Below are 22,382 nucleotides of genomic sequence, written 5' to 3'. Positions count from 1 at the left end.
ACCGGGCCGCCCCGGACGTCCTACTCGGCGGCTACGGCACCCCGCGTGATCAGCGGCGCCGCTCCGCCTCCGGCCGCTCGGGCTCCTCGGGCCGGTCCGGCCCTCCGAGCGCGGGCGGCGCCGTCCTCGCCTCGATCTCCCGCCGCTGCCGCGCCGTGACCGGCACCCGCACATGGCCGCTGTGGAACCAGCCGCTGAGGGCGGCCCGTACGCGCCCCGCACGCGATTCGGACTGTCCGCCGGGCAGCGCCCGCGGCTCCTCGCGCACCAGCAGCGCGTACTGCTCCCGCGCCGGCATGCGGGAGTGGCCCTCCACCATGCCGCCCTCGACGGTCTGGTAGACGTCGCCGGTCTCGTCGCCCTCCGTGAACCGGTCCCGCTCGTGCGCCTGCAACGCCGTGCACAGCCGCTTGGTGAGGAGGTACGCGGCGACCGGGGCGACGACGAGGGCCGCGCGCAGCGCCCAGGTGAGGCCGTTGAGGGAGATCTCGAAGAGGTCCGCGATGACGTCGTTGCCGCCCGCGATCAGCAGCACGGCGTAGAACGTGAGGGCGCCGGCGCCGAGTCCGGTGCGTACGGGGCGGTTGCGCGGCCGTTCGGACAGGTGGTGCTCGCCGTGGTCGCCGGTGAGCCACCGCTCCGTGAACGGGTAGACGTACAGCGCCAGGAACAGCAGTCCGGGCAGGATCACCGCGGGCACCAGCACGTTCCACATGACGGTGTGGCCCCACAGCGTCGTCTCGAACGGCGGCATCAGGCGCAGCGAGCCCTCCAGAAAGCCCACGTACCAGTCGGGCTGCGAGCCGGTCGAGACCTGCCCGGGGTCGTACGGGCCGTAGGCGTACACGGGGTTGATCTGCGCGGTGCCGGCCAGCAGCGTCACCACCCCGAACACGGCGAAGAACAGGCCCGTCGACTTGGCCGCGAACTGCGGCACCATCGGCTGCCCCACCACGTTCCGGTTGGTCGCGCCGGGGCGGGCCCACTGCGTGTGCTTGAGCTGTACGACGAGGATGAGGTGTACGACGACGAGCGCGATGAGGATGCCGGGCACGAGCAGGATGTGCGTGACGTACAGCCGCGGGATGATGTCGTGCCCCGGATACTCGCCGCCGAACGCGAAGAACGCCAGATAGCTGCCCACGACCGGGATGGACAGCATGATGCCGTGGGCGATCTTCAGGCCGGTGCCGGAGAGCAGGTCGTCGGGCAGGGAGTAGCCGGTGAACCCCTCCAGCAGCGCCAGCACGAACAGGGTGACGCCGATGACCCAGTTCAGCTCGCGCGGCCTGCGGAAGGCGCCGGTGAAGAAGATCCGCAGCAGATGCAGCCCGATCGCGCTGAGGAACAGCAGCGCCGCCCAGTGGTGGATCTGACGCACCAGCAGGCCGCCGCGTACGTCGAAACTGATGCGCAGCGTCGACGCGTACGCCTCCGACATGTGCACGCCGCGCAGGGGCTCGTAGCTGCCCCGGTAGACGATCTCGGACATGCTCGGGTTGAAGAACAGCGTGAGGTACGTGCCGGTGAGGACGAGCACGACCAGGCTGTAGAGGGCGAGTTCGCCGAGGAGGAACGACCAGTGGTCGGGGAACGCCTTGCGGACCAGCACCCGGCTGCCCTCGGCGACGGGCAGCCGGCTGTCGAGGGCGCGGAGGACGCGCTCGTCCCCGTTCCCCGTACGCCGCTTCTCCGCACGCCGCCTCATGTGCCGCGGTCCTTGTACTGGAAGGTGAACCCCGCCACCCCGGGCGCCAGCAGCCCGAACCCGATGAGGAACAGCCACAGCCCGTACACCACACCCGTCGCCAGCACGGCGAACGCGAGGGCGGTCACGACCGGCGCATAGCTGCGCGGCGGGAAGAAGTCGAGATGCCCCGTCGTCTCGCCGACCGCCGCGCCCTTGCGGTCCTGCGCGCGGCTGCCGTGGCGCGCGTACTGGATCCAGCAGAAGAACGCGACCAGCGCCGACATCAGGCACGACACGGTCAGCGCCGCCGTACCGGCCGGCTCCAGCGAGAACCACGCGTAGACGCCCGCCGTGACCGCGAAGAACAGCGCCACGCCCGCGAACAGCAGCGCCTCACCCTTCATCGCCGCCTCCCTTCCCGCGCTCGCCCACCTCGGGATGGTGCAGGTCGAACGCCGGCGACTCGGAGCGGATACGGGGGATCGCCGTGAAGTTGTGCCGCGGCGGCGGGCAGCTGGTGGCCCACTCCAGCGAACGACCCCAGCCCCACGGGTCGTCCAGCTCCACGCGCCGCCCCGTACGGCTCGTCTTCCAGACGTTGTAGAGGAACGGCAGCGTGGACAGGCCCAGCAGGAACGAGCTGACGGTGGACAGGGTGTTGAGCCCCGTGAAGCCGTCGGCGGCGAGGTAGTCCGCGTACCGGCGCGGCATCCCCTGCTGCCCCAGCCAGTGGTGCACCAGGAACGTGCCCTGGAAGCCGACGAACAGCGTCCAGAAATGGATCTTCCCGAGCCGCTCGTCGAGCATCCGGCCCGTCAGCTTCGGCCACCAGAAGTAGAACCCGGCGAACGTCGCGAACACGATCGTGCCGAACAGCACGTAGTGCAGGTGCGCCACGATGAAGTACGAGTCGGTCAGATGGAAGTCCAGCGGCGGCGACGCGATCAGCACCCCGCTCAACCCGCCCAGCAGGAACGTCACCAGGAACCCGACGGACCACAGCATCGGCGTCTCGAACGACAGCGAGCCGTACCGCATCGTCCCGATCCAGTTGAAGAACTTCACCCCCGTCGGCACCGCGATGAGGAACGACATCAGCGAGAAGAACGGCAACAGCACCGCTCCCGTGGCGAACATGTGGTGCGCCCACACCACCGCCGACAGCCCGGTGATGGCGATGGTCGCGCCGATCAGCGCGACGTAGCCGAACATCGGCTTCCGGCTGAACACCGGGACGATCTCGCTGACCACACCGAAGAACGGCAGCGCCACGATGTAGACCTCCGGATGGCCGAAGAACCAGAACAGGTGCTGCCACAGCAGCGCACCGCCGTTCGCCGCGTCGAAGATGTGCGCCCCGAACTGCCGGTCCGCCTCCAGCGCCAGCAGCGCCGCGCTCAGCACGGGGAACGCGAGCAGCGCGAGGATCGAGGTGAACAGCACGTTCCAGGTGAAGATCGGCATGCGGAAGAGCGTCATGCCGGGCGCGCGCAGACAGATGATGGTCGTGATGAAGTTGACGGACCCGAGGATGGTGCTCAGCCCGGCGACGACCAGCCCCATCGTCCACAGGTCCCCGCCCGTACCGGGCGTGTGCACGGGCCCGTTGAGCGGCGCGTACGCGAACCAGCCGAACGACGCGGCCCCCTTCGAGGTGAGGAACCCGGCGACCACCATGAGACCGCCGAAGAGGAACACCCAGTAGGTGAAGGCGTTCAGCCGCGGAAACGCCACGTCGGGGGCGCCGATCTGCAGCGGCATGACGGCGTTCGCGAAACCGGCGAAGGTCGGCGTCGCGAACAGCAGCATCATGATGGTGCCGTGGATGGTGAACAGCTGGTTGTACTGGTCGTGGTTCATCACCTGCAAGCCCGGACGGGCGAGTTCGGCCCGCATGAACATCGCCATGAGGCCGGCGGCGAGGAAGAAGCCGAACGAGGTGACGAGGTAGAGGTTGCCGATCACCTTGTGGTCGGTGGTCGACAGGAGGTCGAGCACGCGGCGGCCGAGGGGGGTCTGTGCGTTTGTGCCGTCCGTGCCGTCTGTGCCTTCCGAGGGCTCCGCTGCGGAGGTGTGCTCCTGGGCGGCGTCCATCGAGACCTCCGAATCGCGGCGTCATACGGCGGTGCGTGCCCGTGCCGTCCCAGGCCGCGCCCGCGGCCGGTGCCATGGTGCCGAAGCGGGTGGCGGCACTCCGGCCGCCACGCCCGGGAACGCGCCGGGCGTCGCCCGTACGCGCGCCCGAGTCTCCCGCGCGCCGCCGCGCAAACCCCTTGCCAAGCCAGCTGAGCCAAATCAAGCCCGTCCGGCGTGTGAGGACGGCCGTCGGCCACGATGGTGTTGTGCCGGGCCGGGCGCCTGGCCGACCACCGGCCGGTGGGGGCCCGGGTCCGTCCTCAAACGCCGGACGGGCTGAAGAGGGTGGCCGCCCCGGTCCGTCCTCAGACGCCGGACGGGCTGGAACGCGGGGCCTCCGCGCGGAAGGTCAGGTGGGCGTCCGCGACGTCCACATGCAACTGCGTGTGCGGCTCCAGCTCACCGTTGAGCAGCATGCGCGACAGCGGATTGTCCACCTCGCGCTGAATCGTACGGCGCAACGGCCGCGCCCCGTACTCCGGCTGATAGCCGCGGTCGACGAGCCAAGTGACGGCATCCGGCGAGAAGTGGATGCCGACGTCCTGCGCGTGCAGCCGCTGCCGCGTCTCGTCCAGCAGCAGGTTCGTCACCTCGTGCAGCTGCTCCGCCGAGAGCTGACGGAAGATCACCGTCTCGTCGATGCGGTTCAGGAACTCCGGCCGGAAGTGCTCCCGCAGCGGCCGCAGGATGCGTTCCCGGCGCGCATCTTCCTCGGCCTCCGCAGCGCCACCGCCGCCGGTGCCGAAGCCCGGCGCGCCGCCGCGTCCCGTGATCGCCTCGGAGCCGAGGTTACTGGTCATCACGATCACCGTGTTCGTGAAGTCGACCGTGCGCCCCTGCGCATCCGTCAGCCGCCCGTCGTCGAGCACCTGGAGGAGGATGTTGAAGACGTCGGGGTGCGCCTTCTCGATCTCGTCCAGGAGCAGCAGGGCGTACGGGTTGCGCCGCACCGTCTCGGTCAGCTGCCCGGCCTCCTCGTGCCCGACGTAGCCGGGCGGTGCGCCGATGAGCCGGCTGACCGTGTGCCGCTCCTGGTACTCGCTCATGTCGAGCCGCGTCATACGGTCCTCGCTGCCGAACAGCGCCTCGGCCAGCGCGCGTGCCAGCTCCGTCTTGCCGACACCCGTGGGCCCGAGGAAGAGGAAGCTGCCGATCGGCCGGTCCGGGCTGGCCAGCCCGGACCTGGAGCGCAGCACCGCGTCGGCGACGGCGGAGACCGCCTCGTCCTGGCCGACGACCCGCCTGTGCAGCCGTTCCTCCAGGCCCAGCAGCCGTTCCTTCTCCTCGCGGGTGAGGTTGCTGACCGGGATGCCCGTCTGCCGGGACACGATGTCCGCGACGTCCTCGACGGTCACCTCGGTGATCCGGTCGCCCGCCGGCCGGCTGTCCTCCGCCTGCTCGATCCGCTGTTCCACCTGGCCGAGCTGGTCGCGCAGCGCTGACGCGTGCTCGTAGTCCTCGGCGGCCACGGCCTGCGCCTTGTCGCGCTGGATCTGGTCGCGTTCGCGTTCCAGCGCCCGTATGTCGGTGCCGCGGGTGGCGGAGCGCAGCCGTACCCGGGCGCCGGCCTGGTCGAGCAGGTCGATGGCCTTGTCGGGGAGGTAGCGCCCGGTGAGATAGCGGTCGGAGAGCTCCACGGCGGCGACGAGCGTCTCGTCGCGGTAGCGGACCTGGTGGTGCGCCTCGTACCGGTCGCGCAGGCCGCGCAGGATCTCCACCGCGTCGTCGGTGCCGGGCTCCGACACCAGGACCGGCTGGAAGCGGCGGGCGAGCGCCGCGTCCTTCTCGATGTAGCGGCGGTGCTCCTCCAGCGTGGTCGCGCCGACGACGTGCAGTTCGCCGCGGGCGAGCGCGGGCTTGAGCATGTTGCCCGCGTCCATCGAGCCGCCCTCGGAGCCGCTCCCGCCGCCCGCGCCGACGACGGTGTGCAGCTCGTCGATGAAGATGATCAACTCGTCGGTGTGCGCCCGTATCTCGTCGATGAGGCCGCCGAGCCGCTCCTCGAAGTCGCCGCGGTAGCGGGTGCCCGCGACAATGCTGGCGAAGTCGACCTGCACGACGCGCCGCCCGAGCAGGTTGTCCGGCACGTCCCCGTCGGCGATGCGCTGGGCCAGGCCCTCGACGACGGCGGTCTTGCCGACGCCCGCCTCGCCGATCAGCACGGGGTTGTTCTTGCCGCGCCGGGCCAGCACCTCGATGGACTGCTCGATCTCCTCCTCGCGCCCGATCACGGGGTCGATACGGCCCTCGCGCGCCGCCTCCGTCAGGTCACGGCCGTGCTTGTCGAGGTTCGGCGTGTTGCTGGGGCCCGGGCCGTGGCCCGGCGCACGCCGGGGTTCGTGCTCCGGACCGACCCACGGGCCGGGGCGCGACTGGGACTCGCGGCCGAGGTCGTCGCGGTCGCCGGAGTAGTCGAGGCGGCCCGAGTGGAGGAGCCGCCCCGCCGTCGAGTCCTGGTTGGAGGCCAGCGCGACCAGTACGTGCTCGGGCCCGATGTACGTGGCCCCGCGCGCCCGCGCGACATCGTGCGCGTCCACCAGCGCCCGCTTCACGGCCGGGCTCAGCGCGATGGAGTTGCGTGCCGGGCCCTCACCGGCCTGCCGGTCGATCTCCTCGGCCAGCGCGTCCGGGTCGGTGCCGGACCGTTCGATCACGGCGCGGGTGGGTTCGACGGCGAGTGCCGCGCGCAGCAGGTGCTCGGTGCCCAGGTCCGGGTTGCCGTGCCGGGCGGCGTAGTCGGCCGCGTACGACAGCAGCTGCCGGGTCGGCTCGCTCATCAGCCGCGCGAAGTCGAAGCTCTCGGACGGGCGGCGGCCCGGCGACGTGGTGCCGAAGAAGCGCGCGAGGAACTCTCCGAGCGGGTCACGGCCGCCGAAGGGTTCGGGTCCGGTGAATCCACTGCTCATGATCACACTCCTGCGAAGGTCGTGCGCGCTGCCGTTGCAAGTGCGGTTGCAGTTGCTGTCTCAGCCGTCGCTGCTGTCGCTGCCGCTTGCGAAGCCCGTGGGCGCCGAGTCTCCCGCGGACGTTGCGCGAAACGGGGCGTACGGCCGCGGTCGCCCACGGGCATGAGCGCCGATAAGGCGCCCCTCACCCCCGGCTCCTCCCGCACCACGTCCTCCGGCCGCTTGTCGTCGCGCAGCCCCTGGTAGCGCGGGTGGCGCAGCATGCCGTCCCGGGTCCACTCCGTGAACGCGACCTCCGCCACCAGCTCCGGCCGTACCCAGCGCGCCCGACGCTCGGACACCCGGTCGGCGAACGGCGAGCGCGCCGTCTCCAGCCCGTCCATGCGGTCCCGCAGGCGGAGCAGCGTGGACCGGTCGTAGCCCGTGCCGACTTTGCCCGCGTAACGGAGCTGTGTGCCGTCGTAGTAGCCCAGCAGCAGGGCGCCGAAGCCGACCCGGCTGCTCTGCGGCTCCGTGAAGCCGCCGATGACGAACTCCTGCCCGCGCGCGCACTTCAGCTTCAGCCAGTCCGGCGTACGCCCGAACCGGTAGCGGCCCCCGGCGCGCTTCGCGATCAGCCCCTCCCAGCCGTTCGCGCACGCCTGCTCCAGCAGCTCGGGGCCGCCGCTGTTGCGGTGGGTGGTCAGCCGCAGTGGGGCGCGGAACGTCAGCGCGTCCCGGAGCAGCGATTTGCGGGTGCGCAGGGGCAGCCGGGTGGTGTCGCAGCCGTCGAGGGCGAGCAGGTCGAACAGGTAGTAGACGACGGCGACGCCGCTCGCGCGCGCCGCGCGCGGGTTCGTGAGCTGCATCCGCCGCTGGAGCCGCGCGAAGTCCGTACGCCCGTGCGCGAACGCGACGACCTCGCCGTCCACGACGAAGTCGGCGCAGTCCTGCGCGGCAAGGGCGTCCACCAGCTCCGGATAGGTCCGGTTCAGGTGCTGGGCGGAGCGGGACAACAGCCGTACGCGGTCCCCGCTCCGGCTGGCGAGGGCGCGTACGCCGTCCAGTTTGCGTTCGAAGATCCAGCCCTCGCCGAACTCCCGCTGGTCGCTGAGCTTCGCCAGCATCGGCCGCGTGGCCAGCTCCTCGCCGTACGGCGCAGGCGCGAGCAGCCGCCGGTGCTCCGGGGACAGCCCGTCCAGCAGGCCGCTCGCGCTCATGCCCCGGCGCTCCGTGCCTTCGCGCCCTCCTCGGCCGCGACCTGGCGGAGCGTGCGGCCCGTACGGGCGGATTTGGCGCGGGTGGGATCGGGGGTGCCGCCACGCGAGTCCTTGGCATCGGTCTTCGCCTGGTCCTTCCCCCGCGAGTCCTTCTCCTTCTCCTTCACGAGCAGCCAGGACTCGCGGCCGCCCTGGTCGCCACCGCCGCGGAACCTGGTCAGCGCGTAGCTGCCGTGCAGCTTCCCGCCGTCCAGCCGGAACGACACGTGCCCGTCCCGCAGCGCCTCGGCGAACGGCACGGGGCGCTTCCGGCGGTCCCGGGTCAGCGGACGGTACGTCCCCTCGTCCCACACGATGACCGTGCCCGCGCCGTACTCGCCCTCCTCGATGACCCCCTCGAACTCCCGGTACTCCAGCGGATGGTCCTCCGTCGGCATCGCCAGCCGCTTGTCGCCGGGATCGGTGGACGGGCCCTTCGGCACCGACCAGGACGCCAGCACGCCCTCGACCTCCAGGCGGAAGTCGAAGTGGAGGGTGCTCGCGTCGTGGATCTGGACGACGAAGCACGGCGCGTCGCCGGTCTCGTCGGCCGTCTCGCCGCTCCGTGCGGTGGCGGCGTCGCCGCGGGGCTCGGGGGTTCTGTCGAAGCGCCGCTTCGACTCGTATTCGCGGAGCTGCTTCTTGGCGGCCACGGCGTGCTCCTTCCCGTTCGGCCGGGTCGCGGTGCGCACGAGGTGCGCGCGCCGTCAGTCGTACGAGGCCGTGTCAGTCGTACGACAGCGCCTTGACCAGCTCGCCCGCGTCGGGCTCCGGCAGCGCGCGGGCCACGTCGGCCTGCGCGACCATCCCGACCAGTTCGCGGCCGTCGATGACGGGGAGGCGGCGCACCTTGTGCTCGGACATCGTCGCCAGGACCTCCTCGGCCTCGTCGTCGGCACCGATGGTCACGGCCTCGCCCTGCGCCAGCTCACCGGCCGGTGTCGTCTCGGGGTCGCGGCCGGCGCCGAGGACGCGTACGGCGATGTCCCGGTCGGTGAGCACGCCCTTGAGCTTGTTGTCCTGCCCGCAGATGGGCAGCGCGCCGACGCCGAGGCGGCGCATCTTCTCGGCGGCGCGCAGCACGGAATCGTCCGTGCCGATGCATTCGGCGCCGGGTGTCATGATCTCGCGTGCGGTGGTCACGTCGGTTGCTCCTCACGTGTCGGTACGTGTGTGTGGGCGCGCCGTGGCCCTCGCCGTGCCAGTTGGTCGGCACGGCCTTGCCCCTCGTACGGGCCGCAGGTCCGATCCGTACGGCCGGTACGTCCGGTCGCGGGCCCGCCGTCAGCGGCGGCTCCCGAAGCCACCACTGCCGAAACTCCCGCTGCCACCCTCGTGCCAGCGCGGCGGCGGCTCGTCCTCCTCGGGATCCGTCTCGGTGACGCCCGAGTCCCGCACCTCGTGCGGGAACCTCCGCCGCCCGTCGTGCGGCATCTCGTCCGGCCGCAATCGGTGGTCCTCGCTGCCGACGGCCTGCGAGGGCTGCCCCGGCGTCGGACTCGAGGGCCGCATGTCGCCACGCTGCCGCAGCCGCATGCCGTACGCGACGGCGAAGATCAGCACCCCGACGATGACCAGGCCGATCACGAGCGGAGCGATCCCGACCAGGTGGTCCCGGGTCGCGGCGAGCGGTATGAGTGTCCCTGGCGCGTCCATGAACCCCGGGTTCCACGGAACCCGGCCCTTAAGCAGCCCATATCCCTCACCCCGGAGACACATCCAGCCTGTCCGGCGTTTGAGGACGGCCCTTGGCCACGGTGGTGGTGTGTGGGGCCACGGCCTGTGGCGTGCGGACGGTTGTGTGGGCCGGAAGCGGTCGGCTGGTCCCCGGGTGGGTGGCCCGCCGTGCCTCGGTGGCGCTGGGGGTTTGTCCTCAGGCGCCGGTCGGGCTGGGGTGGGTGGTCGTACGTCGGCCACTTCCAGCCCGTCCGGCGTTTGAGGACGGCCCTTGGCCACGGTGGTGGTGTGTGGGGCCACGGCCTGTGGCGTGCGGACGGTTGTGTGGGCCGGAAGCGGTCGGCTGGTCCCCGGGTGGGTGGCCCGCCGTGCCTCGGTGGCGCTGGGGGTTTGTCCTCAGGCGCCGGACGGGCTGGACGGTGGCGTGCCGCCACCGTGCGTGTCACCCGTGCGCGGCGCAGGTCAGAACGCGCGCGTCGCCCCCGCGGCGTGGCGGGATCACGCGGCCGCCGGGAAGCAGTCCCCCGGTGTCGTCGAAGACGATCGTCCCGTTGCAGAGCAGGGTCCAGCCCTGTTCCGGGTGGGACGCCACAGCGTGTGCCGCGTCGTGGTCCGGCCGGTCGGCGGGCGGGCAGGGCGGCTGGTGTGCGCACATCGGGTACCTCCTGGGGTCCTGGGGTCCGCGCCGCGCCGCGCGGTACGTTCCGCGGGCGGCGGCGCGTGTCCGCCGGAGCACCTCCCGCCGTACGGCGGGAGGCGATCGGCGAACGGCCTTGGTGTCGCTGCCTGTTACCCCTACAGACGCCCCGCGTCCCCGAAACTCATCGGCCCCGCCGCGCGCACCCGGGCCCGCGCCCCCGGAGGAGGGCGCGGGCCCGGAGACCGTGGGCCCGGAGCGGGTCATCCCCGCGGCATGGGCCGTTCCCAGTGCCGGTGCGCGGCCACCGCCTCGACGAACGCCTCCGTGAAGGCGTCCGACCCGCTGCCCGCCGTCACCACGCCCCGGTCCACGACCGGCCCGTCGCCGCCCGAACCGCCCGAACCGCCCGACGTGGACGAACCGGACGACGCGACCGCGTCCGGCACAGACGCCGTCGCCACCGCGTCCGGCACCAGTGCCGCGACAACTCCGGCCCCCGACCCGTAGCCGCCGACCGCCTTCCCGTGCCGGTAGGCGTTGCGTACGAAGCGCCGCGCCGCGTCGCCGTGCGCGTCGTCCGGGAGTTGGGTGCCGTCGGGGACGACCACGGCGTCGTACAGCACCGCGGCCACCGTCGGCAGCGCGCGGTCGACGGGCACTTCCTCGCCGTCGCCGCCCGTCACCGTTCCGTCGTGCGGGGCGAGCGCCTCGGCCATCGCGCCCTGGCCGTTCAGGGCGTCCTTGAGCGCGGACAGCCGGTCCGCGGTGACGCCGTCCGTGACCAGCAGCGCGATCTGCCGTGTGCTGATCGAGCCGTCGCCCGTGTTGTTCTCGAAGCTCAGCGCGGGGGAGGGCCGGGGGCTCGGCGTCCCTACGGCGGCCGGGCGCGGTACGCCGATGCCGTCCGCGACCGCCGCGGCCAACTCGCCGTCCACGTGCGCGAGTTCCTCGACCGTACGGGTGCGCACCTGCATCGCCTGCACCTTGCCCAGTTCGAAGCGGAACGCGTCGATGACGTGCCGCCGCTCCCAGTCCGCCAGGCTGTGCCAGAACAGCGCCGGCTGTGTGTAGTGGTCCTCGAAACTCGGGCTCCGCTTGCGGATTTTGCGGCCGTCGACACGTTCGGCCATATGCCGGTACGCGCTGGTGTCCGAGGGGTCGGCGATGGCGGGGCAGCCGCCGCCGAGCGAGTTGGGGGAGTAGCTGGTGCCGCGGTGGATCTGCCCCTGGTGGTAGCCGTCGCGCTGGTTGTTCCGTACGGGCGCCACCGCGCGGTTGACGGGCAGGTGCGGGAAGTTGGGGCCGCCGAGCCGGATGAGCTGCGTGTCGAGGTAGGAGAAGTTGCGTGCCTGCAGCAGCGGGTCGTTGGTGAAGTCGATGCCGGGCACGACGTTCGCGGTGTGGAAGGCGACCTGCTCGGTCTCGGCGAAGAAGTTGTCGGGGTTCCGGTTGAGCACCATGCGGCCGATGGGCCGTACCGGCACCTGCTCCTCCGGGATGATCTTGGTGGCGTCCAGCAGGTCGAAGTCGAACGCGTGCTCGTCCTCCTCCGGCACCAGCTGCACACCCAGCTCGTACTCGGGGTGGTGGCCCGCCGCGATCATGTCCCACAGGTCACGCCGGTTGAAGTCCGGGTCGCGGCCCTGCACTTCCTGCGCCTCGTCCCACACCAGCGAGTGCACGCCCAGCTTCGGCTTCCAGTGGAACTTGACGAACGTCCCCTTCCCGTCCGCGGTCACGAAGCGGAACGTATGCACGCCGAAGCCCTGCATCATCCGGTAACTCCGCGGAATGGCCCGGTCGGACATCAGCCACATGATCGTGTGCAGCGTCTCCGGCTGCAGTGACACGAAGTCCCAGAGGGTGTCGTGCGCGGATGCACCCGTAGGGATCTCGTTGTGCGGCTCCGGCTTCACCGCGTGCACGAAGTCCGGGAACTTGATGCCGTCCTGGATGAAGAAGACGGGGAAGTTGTTGCCCACCAGGTCGTAGTTGCCCTCGGAGGTGTAGAACTTCGTCGCGAAGCCCCGCACGTCCCGTACGGTGTCCGCCGAACCGCGCGGTCCCTGCACGGTGGAGAACCGTACGAAAACCGGTGTCCGTACGGAGGGGTCCTGCAGGAACGCCGCCTTCGTGAACGCGGCGCACGACTCGTACGGTTCGAAGTAGCCGTACGCGCCCGCGCCCCGCGCGTGGACCACGCGCTCGGGAATCCGCTCGTGGTCGAAGCGGGTGATCTTCTCCCGGAAGTGGAAGTCCTCCATGAGCGTCGGACCGCGCTCGCCGCCGGCGAGCGCGTCGTCGGTGTGGTCGACGGTGACGCCCTGGTCGGTGGTGAGCGGGCCGCCGGCGGGGTCGGGCGCGCGGACGGTCTGCAGCTGCTGGTCCTTGGGGTCCCGGGAGTCGGGGGAGTCGTTCATCCGTGGCCCTCCTCGGCTGTGCGTCGTCGTGCTGTCGTGCGCGCCGTCACGTTCGTACGTGGTGTACGTGGCGCCGTACGGGTCCTCGCAAGTCCCGGCGTGCGTCGCGCCGTACGGGCTGCCGTACGGTCGTCGTCGCGTGCCCTACGGCGTCGCCTCTGCCGCCGGAAGCCGCACCTCGACCAGCCCGTCGTTGAGCCGTACGTCGAACGACGGCTGCGGCGCGGTCGCCGGCCCCGCCACGCACGTGCCGTCGGCGATCCGGAACGTGCTTCCGTGCCACGGGCAGGTCACCTGGCCGTCGCCGACCCGGCCCTGCGACAGCGGACCCGACAGGTGCGCGCACCTGTCGGCGAGCGCGTGCAGCTCGCCGGGCCCGTCCGCGTCCCGTACGAGCAGCACCGGCACCTCGCCGACCAGCCGCCGGACGACTTCGCCGCGGGGGAACTGGTCCGGGTAGCCCACCGGGTGCCAGCTCGCGTCGATCAGGTGCGGTATGGCCTCGCTGTGGTTCACGCCCGCGGCCTGCCGGAACGACATGTGGCCGCCGAGGAACCCGCCCGCCGTGGCCGCGGTGAGCCCCGCCAGCCCGAGCAGCCGCCCGCTGCGACCCTTCGTGCGGGCGGCGAGGGAGGCGGCGTACAGGGCGATGGCCGTGGCGTTCGCCGCCGCGTGCACCACGCCGACCCGCTGGTGCTCCGGGAACTGCTCGGCGAAGTCGACGGCCCCGCTGAGGGCGGCCGGCGCGGCGGCCACCAGGCCGGTGGCGATCAGCAGCCGTGCGGCGCGCTCGTTGCCGCGCGTAAGGTCCAGCAGCGCGGCGGACGACCAGGCGCCGACGGGCACCTGTACCAGCGTCGGATGCAGCGCATGCCCTTGCCAGCGGCCGCGCAGCACATCGCGTACGGGGCCGAGGGGGAGCGCCCGGATCCTGTTCCGGATGGGCACGGTGACGCGGTCGAGGGCGTCGGCGCTCTCGAGCGCGTCGATCTTCACGATCGGATTGCGCATGCGGGGCGGGTTGCCCCTTTCACCCCCGGGAAACGTGCGCCGTGCCCGGCCCGCGCGATGCCACGCGCTTGGCCCTGCCCGGCGCGGATATTCGGTGTTCTGCCCGCCCGTGAGGACGCAGGATGGTGCGCATGACCTTGGCCACCCCCGTACTGCACACCGACCGACTGCGACTGCGACCCTTCAACGGTGCCGACGCAAGCTCTCTCTTCGCACTGCACAGCAGCACCCGCGTGATGCGGTACTGGGACTCTCCGCCGTGGAACGAACGGTCCCGCGCCGAGCGCTTCATCGCGAAGTGCGACAAGCTGGCGGACGAAGGCACCGGGGCGCGGGTGGCCATCGACCGTGCTTCCGACGGGGCCTTCGTCGGCTGGTGCGCCCTGTCCGGGTGGGACCCGGGCAACCGCAGCGCGTCGTTGGGCTACTGCCTCGACGAGGCGATGTGGGGCCACGGCTACGCGACGGAGGCCGCGCACGCCCTGCTCCAGTGGGCGTTCGGCACGCTGGACCTCAATCGAGTCCAGTCCGAGACCGACACGCGCAACGTGGCATCCGCCCGGGTCCTGGAAAAGATCGGATTCGTGCGCGAAGGAACCTTGCGGGAAGAGTGCATCGTGAACGGCGAGGTATCCGACACGTGGGTGTTCGGGTTGATCAGGCGAGAGTGGCGGCCGTGAACCCTGCCGATTCCAGCGCGTCAAGCGGTCGTCAAGCCCCTCGCTCCTGAGTGGCGGAAGGCGGAGGATCACTCCGCTGATCCGGAGTTTTTGCGCTGGTTGGCGTTGAAGCGCGCCTTCTTCTGGCGATTCCCGCACGTGTTCATGTCGCACCACTTACGGGTGCGGCTCTGGCTGGTGTCGAAGAAGGCGGCCTGGCAGGTCGGTGACGCGCACAAGGCCAGCCTTCCGTCTCGCTCGCCCGCGATGATGCTGATCGCGTCGGCGGCGATCACGCTGAGGGCGTCTTCCACGCGGGAAGCCGAGCTGAGCTGCCATCGCCGCTTGCCCTCGGGCGTCAGGACGGCCGCGGCCCGGCCCTGAGCGCTGCGGTCGTTGATGACCTGGACAGCGGACGCAGGCAGAGCGTCCTGGACCGCGGCCGCTGTCGCCGCGGCGTGAATCGACTCCCTCAGTTCCCGGGCGAGGTCGAGTTGGGCGGGAGTGCAGGAGTCCACGGCGAGGCCGCTCACCGCCAGCCAGTCGACGAGTCGCTGCGGCGTGGGAATGCGCTCCACGGCGTCGCCATGACGCTCCGTCAGAGTCGCCGTGAAGCTGGTCGCCAGCACGTTGCCGAGGCGGAAGTCAGGGAACCGAGCGCGCATGGAACCACCTTAGCCGGTTGCAAGCCGGTGCGACGACATGCTAGAACCGTCTTAGCCGGTTCTCATTGGTTCGCGAAGGTCACAGCCGGTATCCGCGAAGGCCAGGAGGTGCCATGTCCCGCCCAACCAGCGACGTGCAAGCAGACGTGCAAGCGTTTGAAGCCCACGCACCCGACGCCGACCTCGAAGATCTGCGCGCGCGACTGGCCGCGGCGCGGCTGCCGGAGGCCGAGACGGTCCATCGCGCCGCGCCCGGCTCCCGCCGATGGGAGCAGGGCGTCCCGCTCGCCGACCTCGTCGATGTCGTGAACTACTGGCGCACCGGGTACGACTGGCGGTCGTTCGAGGAGCGCCTCAACCGCATCGGCCAGTTCCGTACGACGATTGACGATCTGGGAATCCACTTCCTGCACCGCCGGTCCCCGCGTGCAGATGCCACTCCGCTGCTCCTGACGCACGGCTGGCCGGACAGCATTGTCCGGTTCATCGACGTGGTGGACGAGTTGGCGGACCCGGAGGACGCGGACGCGCCGGCGTTCCACGTCGTTGTTCCGTCGCTGCCGGGCTTCGGCTACAGCGACAAGCCCGTCGCCGCCGGATGGGGAACCGAGAAGATCGCGGCCGCGTGGGTGGAACTGATGGGGCGGCTCGGCTACGGCAAGTTCGCGGCCCACGGCGGCGACTGGGGAGGGAACATCACGACGGTTCTCGGCGGCAGGTTCCCGGAGCGTGTTCTCGGCATCCACACGACGTTCGCGGAGGCCCCGCCCTGCATGGCAACGGACGGACTGACGGCGGTCGAACGCGAATGGGCCGAGGAGACCCGCGATTTCTGGCGCCACCGCGCGGCGTACGCGAAGCAGCAGGCGACCCGGCCGCAGACCATCGGTTACTCGCTCGTCGACTCCCCGGTCGGGCTTCTCGCCTGGATCCTCGACAAGTTCGCCGAATGGTCGGACACGGAAGACAGCCCGTTCGAGACGATTTCAAGAGACCGCGTTCTTGACGACGTCACCTTGTACTGGCTGACGCGGACCGGCGCGTCGGCGGCCCGCATCTACTACGAAAGCCACAACTCCCTGGATCCCGAACTCCGGGTCGACGTCCCGTCGGCACTCACCATGTATCCGCGCGACGTCGAGAAGTGCCCGCGCCCCTGGGCACGGGAGCGGTACCGGCAGATCGTCCGATGGCGGACGCCCGAGAGCGGGGGGCATTTTCCGTCACTGGAGATTCCCGGCTATTTCGTCAAGGACCTGCGAGAAGGTCTGACGGCGGTACTCGCCGCCAACCGGCTTTCCAGCCCGTCCGGCGTTTGAGGACGGACGGGCTGGGCCGCCGGGTAGTGGCGGGCCACTTGCTTGGTGGCACGTGCTGTCGGTGGCCTTATGCGGCGTCACCGTGGCCGGGGGCCGTCCTCAGTCGCCGGACGGGCTTGAAGAACGCGGGGCCCCGGCGCGCAGGCCGTCCATGACGAGGTCCATGAGCCGGCCGGCGGATGCCATCCCGTCGCCGTGGAGGTCGACGTGCCAGAGGCCGGCGATGGCGAGAAGGAAGTCGTCGGGGGTCACCCCGGGACGGATGGTGCCGGCGTCCTCGTTGGCGCGCAGCAGGAGGTCGACGGCCTCCATCACCGGCCCGTGCCCCGGTTTGGCCGGGCCGCCGGGCCTGCTGGTCACCTTGCCCATCGCGTCGGCCAGACCGGCCTTGGCCATGGCGTGCTGAGCCAGCCGGTCCATCCACTCCCGCAGCGCCCGGTCCGGTGCGCGCGTACGCAGGAGCTCGGCGGCGGCGTCGGCCACCTGCTGGATCTCGTGCCGGTAGACCTCCAGGACCAGGGCCTCGCGGCTGGGGAAGTTGCGGTAGAAGGTTCCCTGTCCGACGCCCGCCTTCTTGGCGATGGAGCTCAGCGGGGCGTCGGCCGAGCGGGTCAGCTCCGTCAGTGCCACTTCGAGGATGCGCTCGCGGTTCCGCTGCGCGTCCGAGCGCAGCGGCGCCTCGGTCCTGTGCTGCTTGTCCTGCGCGTGTTCGTCCTGCACCCGTCCTCCTTCCGCGCACCGTTCTGCCGGGCATCGCTTGCTAAGCGGACAGCAGTCCGCTAACTTTTTCAGAGGGACCGGACAGCTGTCCGGTTCACTCCGTCACAGCGAGGGATACCCCTGTGCGGGTGGCCGGAACCGATCGCTCACCGGCATTCTCCCGCACGGCGCACGCGCCGTGGGATCCCGAGCCCCCACCGCCACGTACTCCGCCTGACGCACATTATCCATGCGAAGGAAGGCCGATTATGGCCCCAGTTCCCGCGCCAGCTCCCGGGACGTCCAGCGTCATCACTCTGAACATCAATGGCGAGAAACACACCCTGCCCGTCGACCACCGCACCACCCTGCTCGACGCGCTGCGCGAGCACCTCGACCTCACGGGCTCCAAGAAGGGCTGCGACCAGGGCCAGTGCGGCGCCTGCACGGTGCTGCTCGACGGCCGCCGGGCCGTCTCCTGCCTCCAGTTCGCGGTGGCCGCCGAGGGGCGTGAGGTCACCACCATCGAGGGCGTGGCCGAGGGGGAGCGGCTGCACCCCGTCCAGCAGGCGTTCCTCGACCTCGACGGCTACCAGTGCGGTTACTGCACACCGGGGCAGATCTGTTCGGCCCTCGGAGTGATCGAGGAGCACGCGGCGGGCTGGCCGAGCGCCGCCACCGCCGACGTGCGTCCGGAAGCGGGACCGCCACCGCTCAGTGCCGACGAGATCCGGGAGCGCATGAGCGGCAACCTGTGCCGCTGCGGCGCGTACGTGTCCATCGTCGAGGCGGTCGCACGGGCGGCCGGGATCGAGGCGGCCGACGCCCACGGGGCCGCAGCGGACCCCGGGACCGCGGACCGCGGGACCGAGACCAAGGGAGCGGTGGCATGAGGGAGTTCGGGTACCAGCGTGCCGCCGACGTCTCCGGCGCGGTCGCGCTGCTCGATGCCGACCCCGACGCGCGCTTCCTCGGCGGCGGCACCAACCTCGTCGACCTGATGAAGACCGGTGTGGAACGGCCCGCGCGCCTCGTGGACGTACGTGAACTCCCCCTCGACCGCATCGAGTCGGCCGGGACGGAACCAGGCACGGAGACGGAAGCGGAGGACGGCGGTCTCCGTATCGGCGCCACCGTCACCAACAGCGACCTCGCCGCACACCCCGAAGTACGCCGCCGCTACCCCGCGTTGGCGGAGGCCGTGCTGGCCGGCGCCTCGGGGCAGCTGCGCAACATGGCCACCGTCGGCGGGAACCTGCTCCAGCGCACCCGCTGCGGCTACTTCGCCGACGTGACCAAGCCGTGCAACAAGCGGGTGCCCGGCAGCGGCTGCCCCGCGATCGAGGGCGAGCACCACAACCACGCGATCCTCGGCGCCTCGCCGCACTGCGTGGCCACCCACCCCTCGGACATGGCGGTGGCGCTCACCGCGTTCGACGCCGTCGTGTCGTACGAGACGGCCGACGGTGCCGGTGAGGTGCCGTTCGCCGACTTCTATCTGCCCGTGGGCGACACCCCGCACCGGGAGACCGCCCTGCCGCCCGGCGCGCTGATCACCGGTGTCACGCTGCCGCCCACTCCGGTGGCCGCCGTCTCGCGGTACCGGAAGGTGCGCGAGCGCGCCTCGTACGCGTTCGCGATCGGCTCGATCGCCGCCGCCCTCGACGTCCGGGAGGGCGTCGTACGCGACGTGCGCCTCGCCTTCGGCGCGGTCGCGTCCCGGCCGTGGCGGGCCAGGGCGGCCGAGCGGGCCCTGACCGGAGGCCCGGCGACGGCCGCCGCCTTCGGGGCCGCCGCGGACGCCGAGCTGTCGGCCGCCGAGCCGCTGCCCCACAACGCGTACAAGGTGACGCTGATGCGCAACCTGGTCGTGGCCGTACTGAAAGAGCTGACCGAGCAGGCCGAGCAGACCGAAGGGGCCGCCCGATGACCACGACGACCCACGCCACCCCGGTGACGGGCGCTGTCGGAACCGCGCACACCCGTGTGGAGGGCCGGGACAAGGTCACCGGAGCGGCCCGCTACGCAGGCGAGTTCCGCTTCGACGAACTCGCCCACGGCTGGCTGGCGTTGTCCACCGTCACGCGTGGCCGCATACGTTCCATCGAGACCGCTCCCGTCCTCGCCATGCCCGGCGTCCTGGCCGTCCTGCACCACGGGAACGCGCCGCGCGTGAACACCGACTACGAGGGCATCGCGGGGAAGCCGGACCCGAGCATCGCGATCCTCCAGCACGACCGCGTGGCGCACGCGGGCTGGCCGGTGGCGCTGGTCGTGGCCGAGACGCCGGAGCAGGCCAGGGAGGCGGCCGAGGCGCTCGTCGTCGAGTACGACGAGGAGCCGCACGACGTCGCGTTCTCCGCCGGGCACCCGGACGCGTACACGCCGGGGGACTCGCCCCTCGGCGCGGCGGACACGTCGAAGGGCGACCTCGACGCCGAACTGGCCGCGTCCGCCGTCGTCGTGGACGCGGAGTACACCACGCCGGAGGAGCACCACAGCGCGCTGGAGCCGCACGCGACGACCGCCCGCTGGGACGGCGGCCGGCTCGATGTCCTCGACTCCAACCAGAGCACCGTCTTCACGGCCATGGAGCTGGCGAACATGTTCTCGCTCGACCCCGCGTCCGTACGGGTGCGGTCCGAGCACGTGGGCGGCGGCTTCGGATCCAAGCTGGTCCGCGCGAACCAGGTGGGCGCCGTGATGGCCGCGACCGTCCTCCAGCGACCCGTACGGGTCGTCATGACACGCCGTCAGATGTTCTCGCTCGTCGGCTACCGCAGCCCCACGGCGCAGCGGGTCAGGCTCGGCGCGGATACCGACGGGCGGCTGCGCGCGTTCGACCACCAAGGGGCGAGCCTCACGTCGACCGTGCACGAGTTCGTCGAGGCGTGCTCCGGGTACGGGCGCGCGATGTACGACGCGGACGCGCACCGCACCACCACCCGGCTCGTACCACTGGACGTGCCGACCCCGACGTTCATGCGGGCCCCCGGCGAGGCACCGGGCTCGTTCGCGCTGGAGTCCGCCCTCGACGAACTCGCCGAGAAGTGCGGCCTGGACCCGATCGAGCTGCGCGCACGCAACGAGCCCGAGGTGGGACCCGTGTCCGGGCTGCCCTTCAGCAGCCACAACCTGCTCGCCTGCTTCGAGGACGGCGCCCGCCGCTTCGGCTGGGCCGGCCGCGACCCGCGTCCCGGCGTGCGCCGCGACGGGCGCTGGCTGCTCGGGACCGGCACCGCGGCGTCTACGTTCCCCGTGATCGCCGGACCGTCCACGGCGGGCGTGACCGCGGAGGCGGACGGGACCTTCACCGTACGGATCAACGCTTCGGACATCGGAACCGGAGCACGTACGGCGCTGACGCTGGTCGCGGCGGAGGCGCTGGGCGCCGAGCCGGCCGATGTCCGCGTGCACATCGCGGACAGTGACCTCGGCTTGGCGATGTTCGCCGGCGGCTCGGCGGGCACCCGCTCCTGGGCGTGGGCCGTGACGCGGGCGGCGAGCGAGCTGCGGGATCGGCTGGCCGTCGGAGGCGCCATTCCACCGGAGGGGATCACTGTACGGTCCGACACCTCCGAACTCCTCGCCACCCTCGCGCAGAAGGAACGGCACTCCTACGGAGCGCAGTTCGCCGAAGTCGCCGTGGACGTCACGACCGGGGAGGTACGCGTACGGCGGATGCTCGGCGTGTTCGCCGCCGGCCGTATCGTCAACCCGCTGACCGCCCGCAACCAGTTCGTCGGCGGGATGACCTGGGGACTGTCCATGGCGCTGCACGAGGAGGCGTTCCGCGACCAGGCGTCGGGCGCCACCGTCGGTGGCGACCTCGCGGGCTACCACGTGGCCGCGCACGCCGACGTACCGTCCATCGAGGCGCACTGGGTCGACGACCCGGATCCGGATGACCCCGTGGGCATCAAGGGCATCGGCGAGATCGGGATCGTGGGCGGCGCGGCGGCGATCGCCAACGCCGTCTGGCACGCCACCGGCGTACGCCACCGCCACCTGCCGATCCGGCCCGACCGCGTCCTGGAGGCGGGCGTCGCGGCAGCGGGAGAGCACGATGCTTGACATCGCCGACGAGCTCAACCGCTGGGTCGAGCAGGGCCGCGGCTTCGCCGTCGCCACCGTCGTGGCGGTGGGTGGCAGCGCGCCGCGCCCGCCCGGCGCCGCCCTCGCCGTCGACAGCGAGGGCACGGCCGTCGGTTCGGTCTCCGGCGGCTGCGTGGAGGGCGCGGTGTACGACCTGTGCGTGCAGGCGCTCCAGGACGGCGAGACGGTGCGCGAGCGGTTCGGCTACAGCGACGAGGACGCCTTCGCGGTGGGGCTGACCTGCGGCGGGGTCGTCGAGGTCCTGGTCACGCCGGTGGCCGCGGACGGGGACGCGTCCCCGTCCCCGTCCTCGGACGGGAACGCTCGTGCGGGCGGGCCGGGGCGGGAGGTGATCGCGGCGGCGCTGTCGGCCGCCGCGGGGCCCGTCGGCGCGGGGCCCGTCGGCGCCGGGGCGGCCGCCGGCCGGGGAGAGGCCACCGCCCTGGCCCGTGTGGCGCGGGGCCCGGCCGAACTGCTGGGCAGGGCGCTGCTCGTGCGCTCCGACGGATCGTACGAGGGTGACCTCGGAGGGCACCCCGAGCTGGACCGTACGGTCGTGCACGAGACGCGCGCCCTGCTGAACGCCGGCCGTACGGGCACGTTCGACCTCTCGGAGGACGGGTCCCACTGCGGGGCGGCCCTCACGGTGTTCGTGGAGTCGAGCGTGCCACCGCCTCGCATGATCGTCTTCGGCGCGATCGACTTCGCCGCGGCGCTCGTACGGGTGGGGAATTTCCTCGGCTACCACGTGACGGTGTGCGACGCCCGTACGGTCTTCGCCACCCGGGCGCGCTTCCCGGATGCCGACGACATCGTCGTCGACTGGCCGCACCGCTATCTGGAGCGCACCGAGACCGACGGCCGTACGGTGCTGTGTGTACTCACGCACGACGCGAAGTTCGACGTGCCGCTGCTGGAACGGGCGCTGCGGCTGCCGGTCGCGTTCGTCGGCGCGATGGGTTCGCGCCGCACGCACGAGGACCGCCTCGCGCGGCTCCGCGAGGTGGGGCTCACCGAACGTGAACTGGCCCTGCTGCACTCGCCGATCGGCCTCGACCTGGGCGCCCGTACGCCCGAGGAGACGGCGCTGTCCATCGCGGCGGAGATCGTCGCCGTGCGGCAGGGCGGCACGGGGGTTTCTCTGAGCCGCACGCGGGAGCCGATTCACCGTGACGGTGGGGCGGTCGAGTCGTACGACGCGGTGGCCTGACGCCCGTCCGCACCCCT

General features: G+C 71.7%; 18 protein-coding genes and 1 pseudogene. 6 read left to right on the top strand and 13 right to left on the bottom strand.

What is annotated here, in order from left to right; translation table 11 throughout:
* Positions 1 to 49: 49 nt before the first annotated feature.
* The 11 genes and pseudogenes from qcrB to DVA86_RS16180 form a co-directional block, all read right to left on the bottom strand.
* Complete coding sequence (gene qcrB, locus DVA86_RS16230; protein WP_208879193.1) at positions 50 to 1,708, bottom strand: cytochrome bc1 complex cytochrome b subunit; 1,659 nt, start codon at positions 1,706 to 1,708, stop codon at positions 50 to 52.
* A complete protein-coding gene (gene ctaF, locus DVA86_RS16225) occupies positions 1,705 to 2,094 on the bottom strand; it encodes an aa3-type cytochrome oxidase subunit IV (RefSeq protein WP_208879191.1) in 390 nt (129 codons plus the stop codon). The genes qcrB and ctaF overlap by 4 nt, the downstream gene beginning before the upstream one ends.
* Positions 2,084 to 3,784 carry an aa3-type cytochrome oxidase subunit I gene (ctaD, locus tag DVA86_RS16220; protein ID WP_208879190.1) on the bottom strand — a complete coding sequence of 567 codons (1,701 nt, stop codon included), beginning with the start codon at positions 3,782 to 3,784 and terminating at the stop codon, positions 2,084 to 2,086. The genes ctaF and ctaD overlap by 11 nt, the downstream gene beginning before the upstream one ends.
* Positions 3,785 to 4,131: 347 nt before the next feature.
* Positions 4,132 to 6,732 carry an ATP-dependent Clp protease ATP-binding subunit gene (locus DVA86_RS16215; RefSeq protein WP_208879188.1) on the bottom strand — a complete coding sequence of 867 codons (2,601 nt, stop codon included), beginning with the start codon at positions 6,730 to 6,732 and terminating at the stop codon, positions 4,132 to 4,134.
* 191 nt (positions 6,733 to 6,923) lie between these two features.
* Positions 6,924 to 7,931, bottom strand: a pseudogene (ligD, locus tag DVA86_RS16210) (non-homologous end-joining DNA ligase); the annotation flags it as partial.
* Positions 7,928 to 8,623 (bottom strand): DNA polymerase ligase N-terminal domain-containing protein, encoded by a 696-nt coding sequence (locus DVA86_RS16205; RefSeq protein WP_208879183.1) that lies wholly within the window; start codon positions 8,621 to 8,623, stop codon positions 7,928 to 7,930. The pseudogene ligD and the gene DVA86_RS16205, both read right to left, overlap by 4 nt.
* A 73-nt stretch (positions 8,624 to 8,696) precedes the next feature.
* The gene (locus DVA86_RS16200) at positions 8,697 to 9,113 is read right to left on the bottom strand and encodes a CBS domain-containing protein (protein WP_208879181.1); all 417 of its coding nucleotides are present in this window, start codon (positions 9,111 to 9,113) and stop codon (positions 8,697 to 8,699) included.
* Positions 9,114 to 9,254: 141 nt separating this feature from the next.
* Complete coding sequence (locus DVA86_RS16195) at positions 9,255 to 9,626, bottom strand: DUF6479 family protein (RefSeq protein ID WP_208879179.1); 372 nt, start codon at positions 9,624 to 9,626, stop codon at positions 9,255 to 9,257.
* A gap of 463 nt (positions 9,627 to 10,089) precedes the next feature.
* Entirely contained in the window at positions 10,090 to 10,302 is a 213-nt protein-coding gene (locus DVA86_RS16190) for a DUF5999 family protein (RefSeq protein ID WP_208879178.1), read from the bottom strand.
* Positions 10,303 to 10,547: 245 nt separating this feature from the next.
* Positions 10,548 to 12,707, bottom strand: coding sequence for a catalase (locus DVA86_RS16185; RefSeq protein ID WP_208879176.1), 2,160 nt, complete (start codon positions 12,705 to 12,707; stop codon positions 10,548 to 10,550).
* Positions 12,708 to 12,851: 144 nt separating this feature from the next.
* Entirely contained in the window at positions 12,852 to 13,718 is an 867-nt protein-coding gene (locus DVA86_RS16180; RefSeq protein ID WP_208879175.1) for a Rieske (2Fe-2S) protein, read from the bottom strand.
* 131 nt (positions 13,719 to 13,849) lie between these two features.
* Here DVA86_RS16180 and DVA86_RS16175 point away from each other — a divergent pair, with 131 nt between their 5' ends.
* The gene (locus DVA86_RS16175; protein ID WP_208884763.1) at positions 13,850 to 14,398 is read left to right on the top strand and encodes a GNAT family N-acetyltransferase; all 549 of its coding nucleotides are present in this window, start codon (positions 13,850 to 13,852) and stop codon (positions 14,396 to 14,398) included.
* 68 nt (positions 14,399 to 14,466) lie between these two features.
* Here DVA86_RS16175 and DVA86_RS16170 read toward each other — a convergent pair whose 3' ends face one another.
* Positions 14,467 to 15,042, bottom strand: a complete 576-nt coding sequence (locus DVA86_RS16170) for a CGNR zinc finger domain-containing protein (RefSeq protein ID WP_208879173.1) — start codon at positions 15,040 to 15,042, stop codon at positions 14,467 to 14,469.
* A 113-nt stretch (positions 15,043 to 15,155) separates the two neighbouring features.
* On the opposite strand from DVA86_RS16170, the gene DVA86_RS16165 reads away from it, so the two are divergent.
* Positions 15,156 to 16,361, top strand: a complete 1,206-nt coding sequence (locus DVA86_RS16165; protein WP_208879172.1) for an epoxide hydrolase family protein — start codon at positions 15,156 to 15,158, stop codon at positions 16,359 to 16,361.
* Positions 16,362 to 16,460: 99 nt separating this feature from the next.
* Here the strand turns inward: DVA86_RS16165 and DVA86_RS16160 are convergent, their stop codons facing one another.
* Positions 16,461 to 17,081 carry a TetR/AcrR family transcriptional regulator gene (locus DVA86_RS16160; protein WP_208879171.1) on the bottom strand — a complete coding sequence of 207 codons (621 nt, stop codon included), beginning with the start codon at positions 17,079 to 17,081 and terminating at the stop codon, positions 16,461 to 16,463.
* A 248-nt stretch (positions 17,082 to 17,329) separates the two neighbouring features.
* Here DVA86_RS16160 and DVA86_RS16155 point away from each other — a divergent pair, with 248 nt between their 5' ends.
* Genes DVA86_RS16155 through DVA86_RS16140 form a run of 4 tightly spaced genes read left to right on the top strand, consistent with a single transcriptional unit; the run spans position 17,330 to position 22,365 of the window.
* On the top strand, positions 17,330 to 17,953 hold the full coding sequence (locus DVA86_RS16155) for a 2Fe-2S iron-sulfur cluster-binding protein (protein WP_208879169.1): 624 nt from the start codon (positions 17,330 to 17,332) through the stop codon (positions 17,951 to 17,953).
* Positions 17,950 to 18,990 (top strand): FAD binding domain-containing protein, encoded by a 1,041-nt coding sequence (locus DVA86_RS16150; protein ID WP_208879168.1) that lies wholly within the window; start codon positions 17,950 to 17,952, stop codon positions 18,988 to 18,990. The genes DVA86_RS16155 and DVA86_RS16150 overlap by 4 nt, the downstream gene beginning before the upstream one ends.
* Entirely contained in the window at positions 18,987 to 21,134 is a 2,148-nt protein-coding gene (locus DVA86_RS16145; RefSeq protein WP_208879166.1) for a xanthine dehydrogenase family protein molybdopterin-binding subunit, read from the top strand. Before DVA86_RS16150 ends, DVA86_RS16145 begins: the two co-directional genes overlap by 4 nt.
* The gene (locus tag DVA86_RS16140; RefSeq protein WP_208879165.1) at positions 21,127 to 22,365 is read left to right on the top strand and encodes an XdhC family protein; all 1,239 of its coding nucleotides are present in this window, start codon (positions 21,127 to 21,129) and stop codon (positions 22,363 to 22,365) included. Before DVA86_RS16145 ends, DVA86_RS16140 begins: the two co-directional genes overlap by 8 nt.
* Positions 22,366 to 22,382: the final 17 nt, after the last annotated feature.

This window comes from Streptomyces armeniacus, assembly GCF_003355155.1.
In the GTDB taxonomy this organism is placed as follows: domain Bacteria; phylum Actinomycetota; class Actinomycetes; order Streptomycetales; family Streptomycetaceae; genus Streptomyces; species Streptomyces armeniacus.
This window is presented reverse-complemented; position numbering and strand designations above follow the sequence as displayed.